18 protein-coding genes are annotated in these 14,162 nt (G+C 62.4%); 11 read left to right on the top strand and 7 right to left on the bottom strand.

Annotation, left to right across the window (positions count from 1 at the left end; genetic code table 11):
• Positions 1-77: 77 nt before the first annotated feature.
• Positions 78-587 carry a DUF892 family protein gene (locus CK220_RS21130; RefSeq protein ID WP_095813391.1) on the bottom strand — a complete coding sequence of 170 codons (510 nt, stop codon included), beginning with the start codon at positions 585-587 and terminating at the stop codon, positions 78-80.
• A gap of 218 nt (positions 588-805) precedes the next feature.
• Between CK220_RS21130 and CK220_RS21125 the strand changes: the two genes are divergently transcribed.
• Together CK220_RS21125 and CK220_RS32820 are read left to right on the top strand one after the other, a co-directional pair.
• Positions 806-994: a DUF3606 domain-containing protein gene (locus CK220_RS21125; RefSeq protein ID WP_095813390.1), complete on the top strand. Its 189-nt coding sequence runs from the start codon at positions 806-808 to the stop codon at positions 992-994.
• A gap of 44 nt (positions 995-1,038) precedes the next feature.
• Positions 1,039-1,161 carry a hypothetical protein gene (locus CK220_RS32820; protein ID WP_280952744.1) on the top strand — a complete coding sequence of 41 codons (123 nt, stop codon included), beginning with the start codon at positions 1,039-1,041 and terminating at the stop codon, positions 1,159-1,161.
• A 300-nt stretch (positions 1,162-1,461) separates the two neighbouring features.
• Here CK220_RS32820 and ligD read toward each other — a convergent pair whose 3' ends face one another.
• Positions 1,462-3,231 (bottom strand): DNA ligase D, encoded by a 1,770-nt coding sequence (ligD, locus tag CK220_RS21120; RefSeq protein ID WP_095813389.1) that lies wholly within the window; start codon positions 3,229-3,231, stop codon positions 1,462-1,464.
• A 183-nt stretch (positions 3,232-3,414) separates the two neighbouring features.
• Here ligD and CK220_RS21115 point away from each other — a divergent pair, with 183 nt between their 5' ends.
• Positions 3,415-3,636, top strand: a complete 222-nt coding sequence (locus tag CK220_RS21115; RefSeq protein ID WP_095813388.1) for a hypothetical protein — start codon at positions 3,415-3,417, stop codon at positions 3,634-3,636.
• A gap of 227 nt (positions 3,637-3,863) precedes the next feature.
• On the opposite strand, the gene CK220_RS21110 is transcribed toward CK220_RS21115, so the two are convergent.
• Both CK220_RS21110 and CK220_RS21100 read right to left on the bottom strand, forming a co-directional pair.
• Positions 3,864-4,124, bottom strand: a complete 261-nt coding sequence (locus CK220_RS21110) for an XRE family transcriptional regulator (protein WP_245429318.1) — start codon at positions 4,122-4,124, stop codon at positions 3,864-3,866.
• 187 nt (positions 4,125-4,311) lie between these two features.
• Positions 4,312-4,506, bottom strand: a complete 195-nt coding sequence (locus CK220_RS21100) for a DUF3606 domain-containing protein (RefSeq protein ID WP_095813386.1) — start codon at positions 4,504-4,506, stop codon at positions 4,312-4,314.
• Positions 4,507-4,938: 432 nt separating this feature from the next.
• Here CK220_RS21100 and CK220_RS21095 point away from each other — a divergent pair, with 432 nt between their 5' ends.
• The 6 genes from CK220_RS21095 to CK220_RS21070 all read left to right on the top strand — a co-directional run bounded on the left by CK220_RS21095 (position 4,939) and on the right by CK220_RS21070 (position 11,647).
• A complete protein-coding gene (locus CK220_RS21095; protein ID WP_095813385.1) occupies positions 4,939-5,937 on the top strand; it encodes a L,D-transpeptidase in 999 nt (332 codons plus the stop codon).
• 149 nt (positions 5,938-6,086) lie between these two features.
• The gene (locus CK220_RS21090) at positions 6,087-8,477 is read left to right on the top strand and encodes an FAD-dependent oxidoreductase (RefSeq protein ID WP_245429316.1); all 2,391 of its coding nucleotides are present in this window, start codon (positions 6,087-6,089) and stop codon (positions 8,475-8,477) included.
• A 46-nt stretch (positions 8,478-8,523) separates the two neighbouring features.
• Positions 8,524-9,633, top strand: coding sequence for a mandelate racemase/muconate lactonizing enzyme family protein (locus tag CK220_RS21085; protein WP_095813384.1), 1,110 nt, complete (start codon positions 8,524-8,526; stop codon positions 9,631-9,633).
• Positions 9,634-9,748: 115 nt separating this feature from the next.
• A complete protein-coding gene (locus CK220_RS21080; RefSeq protein ID WP_095813383.1) occupies positions 9,749-10,072 on the top strand; it encodes a DUF2934 domain-containing protein in 324 nt (107 codons plus the stop codon).
• Between the two features lie 102 nt (positions 10,073-10,174).
• Positions 10,175-10,459 (top strand): photosystem reaction center subunit H, encoded by a 285-nt coding sequence (locus CK220_RS21075; protein WP_095813382.1) that lies wholly within the window; start codon positions 10,175-10,177, stop codon positions 10,457-10,459.
• 309 nt (positions 10,460-10,768) lie between these two features.
• A complete protein-coding gene (locus tag CK220_RS21070; RefSeq protein WP_095813381.1) occupies positions 10,769-11,647 on the top strand; it encodes an arginase family protein in 879 nt (292 codons plus the stop codon).
• Positions 11,648-11,668: 21 nt separating this feature from the next.
• Here the strand turns inward: CK220_RS21070 and CK220_RS21065 are convergent, their stop codons facing one another.
• Together CK220_RS21065 and CK220_RS21060 are read right to left on the bottom strand one after the other, a co-directional pair.
• Positions 11,669-11,941: a PilZ domain-containing protein gene (locus CK220_RS21065; RefSeq protein ID WP_095813380.1), complete on the bottom strand. Its 273-nt coding sequence runs from the start codon at positions 11,939-11,941 to the stop codon at positions 11,669-11,671.
• A 164-nt stretch (positions 11,942-12,105) separates the two neighbouring features.
• The gene (locus CK220_RS21060) at positions 12,106-12,255 is read right to left on the bottom strand and encodes a hypothetical protein (protein WP_095770090.1); all 150 of its coding nucleotides are present in this window, start codon (positions 12,253-12,255) and stop codon (positions 12,106-12,108) included.
• A gap of 208 nt (positions 12,256-12,463) precedes the next feature.
• On the opposite strand from CK220_RS21060, the gene CK220_RS21055 reads away from it, so the two are divergent.
• Together CK220_RS21055 and CK220_RS31995 are read left to right on the top strand one after the other, a co-directional pair.
• On the top strand, positions 12,464-12,646 hold the full coding sequence (locus tag CK220_RS21055; protein ID WP_095813379.1) for a hypothetical protein: 183 nt from the start codon (positions 12,464-12,466) through the stop codon (positions 12,644-12,646).
• A gap of 694 nt (positions 12,647-13,340) precedes the next feature.
• Positions 13,341-13,499 carry a hypothetical protein gene (locus tag CK220_RS31995; RefSeq protein WP_176479151.1) on the top strand — a complete coding sequence of 53 codons (159 nt, stop codon included), beginning with the start codon at positions 13,341-13,343 and terminating at the stop codon, positions 13,497-13,499.
• Positions 13,500-13,514: 15 nt separating this feature from the next.
• On the opposite strand, the gene CK220_RS21050 is transcribed toward CK220_RS31995, so the two are convergent.
• A complete protein-coding gene (locus tag CK220_RS21050; RefSeq protein ID WP_176479150.1) occupies positions 13,515-13,688 on the bottom strand; it encodes a hypothetical protein in 174 nt (57 codons plus the stop codon).
• Positions 13,689-14,162: the final 474 nt, after the last annotated feature.

Below are 14,162 nucleotides of genomic sequence, written 5' to 3'. Positions count from 1 at the left end.
CCGAGGCGGCGGCCACCGCCGCCTCGGTCTATCTCTTTGATTTAGCCATTCCGGACGGGAAACCGCTTCCGGCGTTTCTAACGCTTGGCGCTGTCGCTGTCGGCGTCGGCCCGGGCGAGAAACGTCTCGGTGACCTCCGGAAGATTGTTCTTCAGCCACTCGGCCATCGCTTCTTCTTCGCGCAGGTTCTGCTCGCAGACCCGAGCGACCTCGGCTTCACCCACGGTTTCAGCGGCAGCCATGAGGATCGTGTAGGAGGCGATCTCCATATGTTCGAAAGTGTAGCTGGCCAGAGAGCCTTTCATCACCTCGTCGCCGGCGAACACCCCACTGATCGACTGCGCCATTGCGGTCAGTTTTCCGCCTGCGTCCTTCAGTGTTGACGAGCCTTCTTCCAATCCATCGAGGCAAGACTTCAATCGTCTCGCCTGCTCCTTGGTCTCGGCCAGGTGAGCCCGGATGCGTTCGCTGAGTTCCGGATAGCTCTCGAGCCGGCCCAGTTGGCCGGACAGCATCGTCTCGGCTTGCTCTTCCATTGCGTGAGCATCCCTCAGCCATTGGATGAGCCATTCGCGGGATTCAGACATAGTTTGTTCCTCCTGGTTTGGTGGGCCCGAACCACAAGGACTGCGGATTGTTCCGTGGCGAGAGTGACAGGGACCTCGTGAGCATGACGAGCGGCAGGCCCGCGGCTCCACGAAAAATATCGCTGATCAGGACGGAAGCCGCGTCCGCATACCATCCTCCTAGAGGCTGGAACATTCCCACAGGGAGGCGGTTTTATCCCTATCCAGGAGGAACAACGATGGCAGACGACACGACCAAGCGCGATTTCCGCGACCGCGGCCGCGTGTCAGGCGATGAAGAATATGAGGTCGCCTACTTCGCGAGGAAATTCCAGCTGACAATTCCCGAGGCTCGCGACCTCATCAAAAAGCACGGAAACGATCGTGCGACGCTGGAGCGCGAAGCAAAGGCATTGTCGAGCCGCTGACGAGCGTTCGCACTTCTGCGGACACATTGCGAAGGAGACTTGACATGGCTAACAACCTATCCCGGGAGGACGAGCAGCGTGGCACCAGCAGGGTCTTCATGTGGGGCAGCGTCGCCGCGGCCGTAATCTTCGTGGCACTTCTGGCCCTATTTTGGTTCGGCTCGTGATTGCCGTCATCATGGCGGAAAGTTCCGCGGCGCGCCTCAGCCCGCTTTGACGCCGGCCTGCTCCACCGTCGAGGCTGTGTCTTGCGCCTGAGATTTCGAAATGAGGCAACCGACGGCATGGGCGGGGGGCGTTGGGGAGCCGTCGGTTGCCAGGATCAGGGGCCATCGAATCAGAAATATGCATAGGCCCTTATATGATCATGCCAGCAATTTGCGCTCTTGGAAACTGGTTCCGCCCGAAAATTCAATCGCCTATGCGTAAGAGCGCAGATTCGGGATGATCTTTACCGGCTTCGCCCGCTACGCCGCATTTCGCTGAGCCGCCCTGAACGGATGGTCCATGGCAAACGCATCGGGCCGGATACGCCGCTCGACCTGCACCCATGTGACGGGATGTGCGATGGGGAAGCCGGGGCGGGCCCGCGGCGAAAAAGCGCCGGCGGCCGTGTTGCCGCGTCCGTTGCGGAGATAGTCGATGAAGATCCGGCCTTTGCGGGCCGCCGGTGCGGCTGAGAGCAAATAGCGGTCGGGTTCTGCGTCGGCGAGGACCTGGGCGATCGACCTGGCGAGCTGCCGCGCGCGGTCGTGGGTCACCTTCGCCGCCAACGGCGCCATCAAGTGAATGCCCTTGCCGCCCGTGACCTTCGGCCAGCTTTCCAGACCTGACGCTGCCATGATGTCGCGCAGGGCCAGCGCGGTCTCAGTCACTTCTGCCCATTCCACACCCTCACCCGGGTCGAGGTCCAGCACGATCCGGTCGGCATGCTCGATGTCATCCACCGTGGCATTCCAGGGGTGCAGCTCGACCGCATCCATTTCGACCAGCCCGAGCAAGCCGTCGAGGTCGTCGACCCAAACCCGAGTGCCCTCCCCGCCTTCTCGCTTCTCGACGCGCAGCTGGTGCACCGCTGCCGGAATCTCGGGCAGCGGCCCCTTGTGATAGAAAGTTGCCCCGAAGGCATGACGGACGAGCTTCAGTGGGCGACGGCCGAGATGCACCAGCGCCTGGTCGGCGACAAGCCTCCAATAGCGAACGAGCTCCTCCCTGGCAGGCGAGACCGCATCGGGCAGCAGCTGCAAAATGTTCTCACGCGGCACGCCGTGGTCTCGGTCCGCGCGTCGTTTCGAGGGCGCTGGCGGCTTGGCCGGGACCGCCACAAGGTCCTCCCGGAGCCCCTTGAACACGGCCTCGCGCAATATGCCGCGATCGGTAACGCCGCTGAACTGCACCTCGGCCAGGATCTCGGGCCTCACCCAAGTCGCCTTTGGCTTCACAATGGGCTCCGACAAAGGCGATTTGCCGACGATCAGCGGATCGAGCCGTTCGCGAACGCGTCGCGCCACTTCAAGCGTATAACCGCTCTGAGCCTTGCCTGCATAAAGCAGCCGATCGCCCTCGCGCCTGCCAATGTAGAGCGATGCGATCCGGCGCGGCTCAGCGCCGAGCTTCTCGACGAACGCGACGATCGGAAAGGTGTCGCTCTTGATGCATTTGACCTTGACCCAACTCGTCTGCACGCCGGAGCGGTAGGGCGCGTCCGCGCGCTTCGACACGATCCCCTCCAGGCCCATCCGGCAGGCATGATGGAACATGTCCCTGCCGCTCACCTCCAGATGCTCAGCATAGGTCAGCGTCGGCGCGCTGTCCTTCAGCAGCTTTTCGAGCGCTGCCTTCCGTTCGACCAGCGGCTGCTGTCGCAGATCGCGGCCGTCGAGGTGCAGCAGGTCGAAGGCATAGAAGATCAATCTCGGAGAGTTTGGGTTGCCCAACTCGCGCTCCAGGGCCTGGTAGTCAGGCAAGCCGGTGTCGCCGAGAACGACAGCCTCGCCATCAATGATCGCAGATTTCACCGGCAAGCCTGCCGCCGCCTGGACGATCCTCCGGTAGCGATACGACCAGTCATAGCCGCGGCGCGTGAAGGCTCGCGCTATTCCACCTTCCACGATGAGCTGGGTTCGGTAGCCGTCGTATTTGATCTCGTGCAGCCAGTCGCCGTCATCGGGAGCTTTCTCGACCAAGGTGGGCGATTGGAACTCGATGAAGGAAAGCCGGTCTTTGCCGCTGGTCATGCACGCGCGACTCCAGGAACCGCGACTCAAGCCGGAGCAGTCTCATGAGTTCCTTCTATTTTTAGTAAAATCGTATGTTGGTCCGCCTTGGCCGGGCGCGGCCTCGTTTATCAGTTGTCTGCGGAACGATCCTTTGCCGGCGACGTTTCGCTGCGGGATGGATCTTCTTCAGGTGGGCCGTCAATGAACAAGTCAATCGTAATGGATTCGGTCGAGATCGACACGTTGGAAGACAGGTATTACGTGCGCGTTATCGAGGATGGCGTTGTAACCATCAAGGGGTTCAGTTCCGAAGCGGACGCAAAAGCTTTTGCCCAGCACGAACACACGCGACTGGGACTTGACTCTGTCAAGCGGTCGGGCGACGGCCAAAAGCTGCCTCGGTATGGATTTCCGGAAAGTTGATGCCCCCTCGAAGGCCGAGCATTGGCGTCCCCTTTGGGGGATGTGGTAACGCTCGGCCCGCGATCTTGCCGTACGAACAAGGCAGCCGTACGCGCTGAGATGTCGAAGCTCACCGGCAGACGTGCAGGAGTGCGCACCGGCCTCTCGGAGGACGCCGCCTCCGGTTTGCGTGTGAACTGGACAGTTAGGCTCGTTGCCGACAACGTAGACTCGGCAGCGGGTCTAGGTTACCGGCGCTGTTTATGGCGATAGCCATTCATTCCGGGCTTGACGGCGGAAAGCGACGGCCCCTTCGCCGTGAACACGATGCCGGCCGCCTCAAAAGCGCGACGGATACGGGTTCGTTTCTCGACCCGCAGGATTCTGATCCCCTTCTCGAAGTCGCGAATGGTCCCTTCGCCTAGGCTGGCCTTGGCGCCAAGGCGCACTTGCGACCAGTGCAGGAGTTCTCGTGCAACTCGCGACTCCTCTGGCGTCAGATCTATCAAGGGACTCCCCCCTAAGGCTTTTCAGCTGTCAATTTCCAGCCGCTTGTGTCCCGGCTGCTCATGCCAGATCACCTGCCGAAGGTCGCCCCAGTCCACTGCCTGCCCGCAGGCGGGACATATCCGGAACTGGTCTCCTTCACTGGCGGCAGCTCTGATCCGCAATCGGGCAAAGATCGGCGGTCCCAAATCAGAAAGCTTTGTCACCCAGCTTCCTTGCCTCACGCTGCAAAATCTTACGCTCGTTGCCGTGCTCGCTGATCAGTTCCCGAACCTGTTCAGGTGTGATGCGATGCTGCTTGGCAAAGTAGCGAACCTCATAATCCTCGTCCGCCGACACACGGTCGCGGTCCCGGAAATCGCGCTTCGTTTTGACGTCTGCCATGGTTCGTTCCTCCTGGCAAAACGAACACCGGGACGGCAGGAATGTTCCAAATCGCTAATATGAGTGAAGCGCTGGCGTTTGCCCCGATCGGCGACCCTGGCCCATCGTCGCTTTGAACCGAATGCGCGCCGGGTCGGCCACGGCATTGCCTGGGGCTGAGGTCTCAAATGAGGCAACCGGCGGCATGGGCGGGGGGCGTTGGGGAGCCGCCGGTCACCAGGAGAAGGGCCCATCGAAATCAGAATATGCATAGGCCCTTATATGATCATGCCAGCATTTTTCGCTCTTGGGAACTGCTTTCGGCTTAAAATTCAAGATCGTACGCCCAAAAGTGCACGTTCGGATGATCTTCACGCCGGCGCTGCGACAGGAACCAGATCGGCGCGCCCGCGTCATAGAGACAGGTTTTTGTCGTACCCGGGAGGAAAGTCGATGGTCCGGCTGCTTGTGGTCGTTGCGGTAGCGCTCGCGGTCGCATGCGGCGGAGCTCAGGCTGCCAGGCTTGACCCGGACGCGGTCAATCAGGCGCAATTCAGCGAGGGCGAGCCGAAGGACGTCAGCCCGATGCTTCTCAAGGCGCAGATCCTTCTCGATCGCGCCCGCTTCTCGCCGGGCCTGATTGACGGCCGCCTCTCCGACAATTTTGCCAGATCCGTCGCGGCTTTCCAGGCGGCGAACGGACTGGCTTCCGACGGCAAGCTCACACGCGAGACCTGGGACAAGCTCACCGCGACTTTCGCCGGCCCGGTGCTGACGAGCTATGACGTCACCGCCAAGGATGTGCGCGGGCCTTTCACCAGGCGCATCCCTGCCCGGATGGAGCGGATGGCGAATTTGAAGCGGCTCGGCTACCGCAACGCGCGGGAGAAGCTGGCCGAACGTTTCCACCTTAGCGAACAACTGCTGAGAATGCTCAATCCCAAAACCGCTTTCAGGAAGCCCGACACTACCCTGGTGGTGCCCGACGTCGGCCGCGGCGATCCTCCTCCGGCGGTCGCCAGCATCGAGGTCGACAAGACATCCCGCCAGGTCCGCGCGCTCGATCCATCAGGCATGCCGGTTGCCGTCTACCCCGCCTCGATCGGCAGCGAGGAAAAGCCGGCGCCGAGCGGCGCCGCGGAGGTCAAGCGCGTGGTGCACAATCCGACCTATCACTACAATCCGAAATTCGCCTTCAAAGGAGTCAAGAGCAAGCGGCCCTTCACCATCGCCAAGGGGCCGAACAATCCGGTGGGATCGGTCTGGATCGACCTCTCGATCGAAAGCTACGGCATCCATGGCACGCCGGAACCCGCCAAGATCGGCACGACCTACTCGCATGGCTGCATCCGGCTGACCAACTGGGATGCCGAAGACCTCGCCGCAATGGTCAAGCCGGGCACGAAAGTCGAGTTCAAGGACGAGACGGCGCAGGACGGGCAAGCCCAGTAAAAACGCCGGGAGGAGCGAGCCCGCCAAGGCGGGACCGCTGCATAAGCCCAATTTATTGTCATCCCTAGTTTTTCAGAACGTTACACGGCCATCCGTCGCCTGTAGCTTCGGCGGCGCGCTATGGAAAAACGATCTAGAATGGTGGTTCGATGCAAGCACATGCGAGAGTGGTGATCGTCGGCGGAGGATGCGTCGGCGCCGGCATCCTTTACGGCCTGGCCAAGCGCGGCTGGACCGAGGTTGCGCTGCTTGAGCGGACCCAGCTTACGGCCGGCTCGACCTGGCATGCGGCGGGCCTGATCCCGTCCTATGCCCGCAACATCAATGTCGGTCGCATGATCAAGAAGACCATCGAGATCTATGAAGGGCTGGAGGCCGAGACCGGGCAGCCGGCCGGCTGGCACAAATGCGGCCAGCTGCGCATCGCCAACAGCCGCGACCGGCTCGACGAATATAAGAGCTATATGAGCGTCGCCGAGGTGCAGGGCATGCGGGCGCAATTGCTGACGCCGGCCGAGGCCAGGCAGCTCTGCCCGCTTCTCCACAATGACCACATGCTCGGGGCGCTTTATCATCCGGATGACGGGCACATCGCGCCGGCCGACGTGACGCACGCCATGGCCAAGGGCGCGCGGGATCTGGGTGCCAAGGTCTACTTGAACACCGAGGTCACCGGCTTCAAGCGCACGCCCGGCGGCGAGTGGCTTGTCCAGACGAACAAGGGCGACATCACCTGCGAGCACGTGATTTCAGCCACCGGCAATTATGCGCGCCAGACCGGCGCGCTGCTCGGCCTCGACATCCCGGCGATCCCGATCCTGCATCAGTACTGGATCACCGAAGCCGTGCCCGAAATCGTCGAGCGGAAAAGGCAGGGACGACCGGAGATGCCGATCCTGCGCGACGAAGGGTTCGAGGGGTATCTGCGCGAAGAAGGCGACGGCCTCATGTTCGGGCCTTATGAGCGCACGGAGCACCTCAAGCTGTTCGCCGAGGACGGCGTGCCCTCCTGGTTCGGCGCCGACCTCGTCGAAGAGGATTTCGAAGCGGTGTCGTGGAACTGGGAACAGGCGCTGCAGCTGGTGCCGGCGCTGGGCCGCGTCGGCATCAAGGCCAATGTGCGCGGCCCCTTCCAGATGACGGCGGACGAGCTTCCCTTGATGGGGCCAGCCTGGGGCCTGCCCAATGTGTGGCTGGCCGAGGGCGTGCCAGGCGGCATTTTGTGGGGCGGCACGATCGGCTATTACCTGTCGGAGCGGATCGTCGAAGGCGGCAACAGCCTCGACACCTCGGATCTCGATCCGCGCCGCTTCGGCGACTACGCCAACAAGGCCTGGACACGCGAAAAGGTCCGCGAGGCCTGGGGCACGCATGCCGAGCAGAAATATCCCGGACAGGACATGCCCGCCGCGCGGCCGCAGAAGACCGCGCCTTCCTATGACCGGCTGACGGAGCTCGGCGCCGTCTGGGGTGTGCTCAATGGCTGGGAGATGCCCAACTGGTTCGCGCGCGACGGGGTCGAGGCCAAGGATCAGTATAGCTGGCGCTGGACGCCGAAGGGCAACCTTGTCGGCGAGGAGGTGCTCGCCGTGCGCAACGCTGTCGGCCTGGTCGAGATGACGCCGATGACCAAGTTCGAGGTATCCGGGTCGAGCGCGGCCGCCTGGCTGGACAGGATCATCGCCAATCGCCTGCCGGCTGTCGGAAAGGTAACGCTGGCGCATCACCTCACCGCGGGCGGCGGCGTGCAGGCGGAATATATGGTGGCGCGCCTTGGCGAAGACCTGTTCTACCTCATCTCGACGCCGCGCGCCGAGCGTTGGAATTTCGACGATCTCTCAAGGCTGCTGCCTGCCGACGGCAGCGTATCACTGAAGAACGTCACCAACGATCGCGGCTGCTTCACCGTCGTCGGGCCCAAGGCGCGCGAAGTGCTGCAGCCGCTGACCGAGATCGACCTTTCGAACGAAAAGTTCCCGTGGTTCAGCGTGAAGACCGGCAGCGTCGCCCTGGCCAGCGACGTGCGGCTGCTGCGCGTCAACTATGAAGGCGAGCTCGGCTGGGAACTCTATCATCCGCTGCCCTACCAGCGGCAGTTGCTGGATGCCATCCTGAAGGAGGGCGAGAAGCACGGCATACGGCTTGTCGGGCTGCATGCGCTGGAGTCGCTCAGGCTCGAAAAATCCTATCGCGCCATGTACCGCGACATGAATCCCGAGCTCAACGCGCTGGAGAGCGGGCTCGAGCGCTTCATCCGCCTCGACAAGGGCGATTTCGTCGGGCGCCAGGCGGTGCTGAAATACAAGGCGAGGAACGACCAGCGCCGGTCGGTGACGCTCAAGATCGAAACCGACGGCGCGAGCACGCTTGCCTCCGAGGGCCTCTATATCGACGGCGAACTTGTCGGGCGCATTACGTCGGGTGGCTACGGCTACGCGCTCGGCCATGATGTGGCGCTGGCCCTTCTGCCGGAGCGGCTGAGCAAGCCCGGCACCAAGCTCGACGTCGCCATTCTGGGGACTGGAAGATCGCCGAGGTGATCGCGGACTCGCCTTACGATCCGACCTCGGCCAGGGCGCGCATGTGATGCGCGTCGATCGGATCAACGTCTATTCAGCGCAGCTGCCCGTCAAAGGCGGCGCCTACCGGATGGCCAGCGCCGACGTCGAGGCGCTGGACTCGACGCTTGTCGAGATCGTGACTGATGACGGTCTTGCCGGCTGGGGCGAGACTTGCCCGGTCGGACCGGTCTATCAGCCGCATCATGCGCTGGGCGCCCGCGCTGCGATCGCCGAGATCGCTCCCGGACTCATCGGTGCGGAGATCGCTTCGATCAGGTTGCTGGCAAAACGCATGGACGAGCGCCTGAACGGACACGGCTATGCCAAGGCCGCGTTCGACATGGCCTTTCTCGACCTGCTTGGCCAGAAGCTCGGCGTGCCGGTCTCGACGCTGCTGGGCGGGCCGCTGACGGATCGCGTGCCGGCCTATTATTCGCTGATCGTAGGTCCGCCGGACGAAACGGCGAGGATCGCCGCCGACAAGGTGAAGGCCGGCTATCCGCGCCTGCAGGTGAAGATCGGCGGGCGCAACCTGGAAGAAGACGTGGCCGTCGTGCACAAGGTCTGGGAAGCTGTCGGCTACAAGGCGCGCATCGCGGTCGACGGTAACCGGGGCTTCACGGTCGCGTCGGCAATCCAACTCGACCGGCTCTGCCAGGCGATCCCGTTCGTCTTCGAACAGCCCTGCAACACCATGGACGAGGTCGCGACTCTCAAGGGTCGCGTCACGCATCCGGTCTATCTCGACGAAAACACCGAGGACCAGAACGCGGTGCTGCGAGCGATCTCCATGGGCATCGCCGACGGCTTCGGCTTCAAGGTGACGCGTCTCGGCGGCCTCACGAAGATGACGACCATGCGCGACCTTTGCGCCATTCGCTCGCTGCCGCACAGCTGCGACGATGCCTGGGGCGGCGATATCATCGCGGCGGCCTGCGTGCACCTCGCGGCGACCGTCGAGCCGCGCCGCATGGAGGGCACTTGGATCGCGCAGGAATATGTCGACGGGCATTTCGACGCGAAGAACCCGATCGTGATCCGCCAAGGACATATCGCCGTGCCGCAACGGCCGGGTCTCGGCGTGAAACCCGAGGCCGGCATATTCGGCAAGCCGCTGGCGACTTACGGAGCCTGAACAAAACGCCGACGCACCGGCCAGGCTTTGGCTGGCGCCAGCCGATCACTTCTTGGGTCTCGCGGATCGTTCCGCCTCATCCCGCGTTGAGTGGCACGCAAAGGGAGGAACGGCAATGGATGATGATCGGACCGAGAAGATCAGGCAGCGCGCCTATGAACTCTGGCAGCGCGAGGGTAGCTTGCATGGCGACCATGAGCGGCACTGGCGCCAGGCCGAGATGGAAATCGATCGCGAGGCGGCGCTGCCGCTCACGGCAGACGATGCGCTGCCTGAAACGCGCGAGATCGACAGCGCGGATGTGCTGACGGTCGAGGCGCTTGCGATACGCACCGGCATATCGGCCGAAGAAGCGCAGGAGTTGCTCGACAGGCTGGGCAGCGACCGCGCCGCGATCGAGCAGGCGGCGCGGAGCATCCGGGCACGGAAAGGGCTGTAGGTCAGAGGAACCGCGACGCGAGCGACAGTCGCCGGCATTCGACGTAGGTGGAACCCTCGTTGCCATCGACAGTTCCTCCTGTCTAACCACAGGAGACCTGTCATGGATCATACCAACCACGTAAGGCTGACCAACGCCGAATTGACTCCCAGCATTCTCGAAGGCGCCACCATCTACGGCCCCGATGACGAAAAGATCGGTTCGGTCGACCACATGCATGGCAGCCAGGTCGTCATCGATGTCGGCGGCTTCCTCGGCATCGGCGCCAAGCCGGTCGCCGTCAGCGCCACCCAATTGGATTTCATGCGCGACGAAGACGGCGATGTCCACGCCGTGACCAGATGGACGAAGGACCAGCTGAAGTCCATGCCCGAGCATCACGACTGAGCAAGGACAGGGTCCGGCGAGAGCCGACATATGTTGGGGCGTCTTCGTGCTCATCCCGGCTTTCTCATCCCGCATTCCGGCGTGGTGCCGCGCGAGGAGGCGTATCTGAAAGCGCAAGCTCGGTGACCCCGCCGGGCCTACAAGGCGAGCGTGCGCCGCTACTCTGAGGCGATGCCGCTTGTCTTCAAGGGTGGCGGCCATGCTCGATCGCTCAGCGCGCCAGTCAATCTTGACTCGGACCGCTTGGTTGAGCCTCTTTGAGAGCGACGCTCGGCTGAAGCCGGCTTCGCGGACCTGATTGGAACGAGGATGACGGCGACCAACGGCAAAACGTTGCGACTGCATATGCCGCAATGGCAGGGCGGGAATCTCGAGGAGTATCATCTTAGTTCGAAAGTGCTGTCATGGCTCCTGCCCGCATCCCGAGGACCGGAGGAGACCGTGCCGGTCCCCTCTCCCGGCGACAGTCCGGCGCCGGCGATCGAGGGCGGCATTCACGCGAGGAAAGCTCTGCTCGATCAGGCGCGCGCGGCGCGAGCCGCCATCGAACGGCATCGGCCGGATAGGATTCTCACGATCGGCGGCGACTGCTTGGTCGATCTCGCGCCCATCGCCTACCTCAACAAGCATTACCGCGGCAAAGTCGGGGTGCTCTGGATCGACGCCCATCCCGATGTGCAAACGCCGAAGGATTTCCATCAAGGCAATGCGCAGGTGCTGGCTATGCTGCTTGGCGAAGGTGATCCGGATTTCCTCGCCGAAGTCGACGTTCCCGTCGACCCTACCAAAGTACTGTATGCAGGGCTGGACGAGTGGTCGCCACCCGAAAACGAGTTTCTTGTCCGCATGGGCCTGCGGCGCACGGGATCGGCCGAGCTTGCCGAGAACTCTTCCTCGGTGCTGAAATGGATCGAGCAGCAAGGCATCGAGCACCTCGCGATCCACTTCGACGTCGACGCCATCAGGCCGCAGAGCTTTCGGCCGATACTCTTCAACAAGCCCCGCGCTGGAGACGGCTTCCTTGCCCGCGTTCCGCGCGGCCGGCTTGAGCCAGAGCATGTGTTGCGGCTGCTCGGCGATGTCGCGGGCGCCTGCGACATCGTCGGGCTTGCCATTACTGAGTACATCTCCTGGGACGCCATCCAGACACGGAAGTTGCTAGCCCGGTTGCCGCTCATGGGCGCTTGAGCGAGGCCGCGGCGTTGGCCGTCAGCCCTTCATCGAATTGCTGTAGACCTGCACGCCGACGCGCTCGTTGCGGCGCCAGCGCACGACGGCCCGGTAGACGGCATCGTCGGCGGGAACAATGAGCGTGAAGCGGTCCGGCAATTCCACCTGCGGGCCGACGCGCAGTTCGGCGCCATGCTCGTGCTGGTTACGGACGGAGCACCTGATGCTGGCGTCGCCGGTGACGATCGTGGCCTCCTTCAGCACGAACTCTCGTGAATGAAGACGGCGCTCTGCGTGGGGAAAGGTGGCCATGATGCACTGGTCCCGAAACTTGCCCGGCGGGCTCAAACTCCCTCGCCCGGCCCACCACCCTAGCGCGGACGTGTTTCCGTTCCGTTAGCGTTTTCCGATCACTGCCGACTCGCCGATCCCGTTTCCGCACAGGGCGCCGGACCGAACGAGCTTGTCGCACGCCGCTAATGCCGCTTGAAATACTGCACCTCGCGCTCGTGCTTCTCGGCGGCCTCGCGCGACTTGAAGGTGCCGAGATTCCGGCGTTTGCCGGTCCTCGGATCCACCTTGCGCGAATAGAGCCGGTATTCGCCGGACTTCAGCTTGCGGATCATGCGACACCTCCTCTGCGATTTCGTAAGTCTAATCCCTGGACCTTGTCCGGGGTTCCAGCAGCGAACGTGATCCATTTCACGGAAGCGCCGCGCCGAATGTCGGAATCGACGCGGCAGCGACACAATTGCGTCGGATTATTTGTACTCAAACGACTTCCGCGGCGTTAGTCTTTGCGTCTGCGAGCATGCCGGACTGGAGGAGGGTGAGATGGCGACGGCCAAGCTTCACGGCGTTGAACTCGTCAAGGGCCAGAAGTGGACGGTGCGCGTCACCGCCTACGGCACCACGCTGACCTTCCCTTTCGAAGCCGAGCAATATGCGCGCTCCTATGCCGACGGTCAGGCCTTCCGCCTTGGCGTCGAGGTGGTCGAGATGAAGGACTGCGCCTGACTATTTTCTGGCGCGCCGACATCAAGAGCAGGCGCAGAGCACCAGATTGAGGGTCGCGGCGAGCGCGAGCACGGCGGTGAGCGCCTTCTCCAGTCGTGAGCCCGCACTTCCATCCGATCGGGAACAACCAACCGCTCTGCAATCATGTGATCGCGTCCGGCTTTAGGGCGACTCGGCTCCCGCGATTACCCCATGTTTGAAATTGCAGACCTGTTAGCCATGTTCTAAACGTTTCGACTTGATCACTCGCTGTTGAACAATATTGAGCGACCGGGCGACTTGCGGGTTGTTCGTGGTTGTGATCTATACCCTCCCGCCGGAGCACACCCAACAATGTCGCTCCCAAGCATAAGGGCTCGCTCCTTTACAGAGCGAGCCCTTTTCATTTGTTGGGGACTGTGCATTTAAGCGATGCGCTCTTTGTAAGGACCGCGCACCATCGGTTTCTCGGCTTCCTTTGCCTCGATCAGCGCAACGATGTCCGCGATCTCCCAAAGCTTTTCCGTGGACGCTTGCTTACGCCTGTTTCCAGGCGGAGCCTAGGCGAGAGCGCCTATTGTGATCGGGGCGGAATCTCAAACTGACCCACCATCCAAATTAGCGATCTCTTGTATTTCTTGCAAATGAGGATCATGCTTGGCTCAATGCGTGGCAACCTGATGCGCAGCGGGGTGGATAAAAAGGGTAAGGCGTCATGGAATTCGCAGTCTGCTATGACCACAGCGGGATCGATCTGGCTTGGTCGATCTTCCTCGGCATCACGACGGTTTTCATGTTCATGGCGCCATTGGCCGTTGCGCGGCTGATAGCGATCTCGCGCGGGGCACCTGTCGGACGGCTTCAGACGGCCTAGCAGCCGAGGCCTCCACTAGCTGACGATTTTTAGCCCAGGCACTTCACCGAACAGCGCCGAGCAGTCGATCTCGTCGCGAAAAAGCGCGTCGGGATCGAGCACCAGCCACGATGTATGCGTACGAAGATCCCTTAGCCTGGCGTTCTTTTCGGCGCGCGCCTGGCGCTCCGCCTCGGCAAGCGAGGCCAAGGCTGGCGTCTCGGCCTTGTGAAGGTGAGAACTCCTCGACATAGCGAGACAAAACGCGCTCGCCCCATTTTGTGTTCCAGTCCATGCGTTTGAAGCCAAGTGCGGTGATCAGAACCGCGAGCACGGCCGAAAAGCGGGATGGCCAAGGCCACCTCAATCCGCCGCACGTTTCATTCGCGCCGGCTTCGCTTCTAGCGTACCGACTGCATCAGCGCAGACCCAGAAAACTCAAGATGGCGATCACGATGACGATAGCACCTACGATCCAAATGATGTTGTTCATGGTCCTCTCCAAACATCAGCGGTCAGGCGACGCGCCTGCAACGCGCGGCCGACCAAGCTCTATCGGTCTTTGCGGGCATAGGCCGAAGTTCTTTCGGGAGCGCTCGCAAATACCTCAACACTTAGAAACTGCTAATGTTCCGCCCGCATCCGAGCCGGGGGACGGACCAGGCGTTCTTGGCACCTGCAAGG

Source organism: Mesorhizobium sp. WSM3860, assembly GCF_002294995.1.
In the GTDB taxonomy this organism is placed as follows: Bacteria; Pseudomonadota; Alphaproteobacteria; order Rhizobiales; family Rhizobiaceae; genus Mesorhizobium.
This window is presented reverse-complemented; position numbering and strand designations above follow the sequence as displayed.

Bases quoted from the DNA above. Each gene is read 5' to 3' on its own strand.
- CK220_RS21130 (WP_095813391.1), bottom strand. From the start codon at position 587: ATGTCTGAATCCCGCGAATGGCTCATCCAATGGCTGAGGGATGCTCAC.
- CK220_RS21125 (WP_095813390.1), top strand. From the start codon at position 806: ATGGCAGACGACACGACCAAGCGCGATTTCCGCGACCGCGGCCGCGTG.
- CK220_RS32820 (WP_280952744.1), top strand. From the start codon at position 1,039: ATGGCTAACAACCTATCCCGGGAGGACGAGCAGCGTGGCACCAGCAGG.
- ligD (WP_095813389.1), bottom strand. From the start codon at position 3,231: ATGACCAGCGGCAAAGACCGGCTTTCCTTCATCGAGTTCCAATCGCCC.
- CK220_RS21115 (WP_095813388.1), top strand. From the start codon at position 3,415: ATGAACAAGTCAATCGTAATGGATTCGGTCGAGATCGACACGTTGGAA.
- CK220_RS21100 (WP_095813386.1), bottom strand. From the start codon at position 4,506: ATGGCAGACGTCAAAACGAAGCGCGATTTCCGGGACCGCGACCGTGTG.
- CK220_RS21095 (WP_095813385.1), top strand. From the start codon at position 4,939: ATGGTCCGGCTGCTTGTGGTCGTTGCGGTAGCGCTCGCGGTCGCATGC.
- CK220_RS21090 (WP_245429316.1), top strand. From the start codon at position 6,087: ATGCAAGCACATGCGAGAGTGGTGATCGTCGGCGGAGGATGCGTCGGC.
- CK220_RS21085 (WP_095813384.1), top strand. From the start codon at position 8,524: ATGCGCGTCGATCGGATCAACGTCTATTCAGCGCAGCTGCCCGTCAAA.
- CK220_RS21080 (WP_095813383.1), top strand. From the start codon at position 9,749: ATGGATGATGATCGGACCGAGAAGATCAGGCAGCGCGCCTATGAACTC.
- CK220_RS21075 (WP_095813382.1), top strand. From the start codon at position 10,175: ATGGATCATACCAACCACGTAAGGCTGACCAACGCCGAATTGACTCCC.
- CK220_RS21070 (WP_095813381.1), top strand. From the start codon at position 10,769: ATGACGGCGACCAACGGCAAAACGTTGCGACTGCATATGCCGCAATGG.
- CK220_RS21065 (WP_095813380.1), bottom strand. From the start codon at position 11,941: ATGGCCACCTTTCCCCACGCAGAGCGCCGTCTTCATTCACGAGAGTTC.
- CK220_RS21060 (WP_095770090.1), bottom strand. From the start codon at position 12,255: ATGATCCGCAAGCTGAAGTCCGGCGAATACCGGCTCTATTCGCGCAAG.
- CK220_RS21055 (WP_095813379.1), top strand. From the start codon at position 12,464: ATGGCGACGGCCAAGCTTCACGGCGTTGAACTCGTCAAGGGCCAGAAG.
- CK220_RS31995 (WP_176479151.1), top strand. From the start codon at position 13,341: ATGGAATTCGCAGTCTGCTATGACCACAGCGGGATCGATCTGGCTTGG.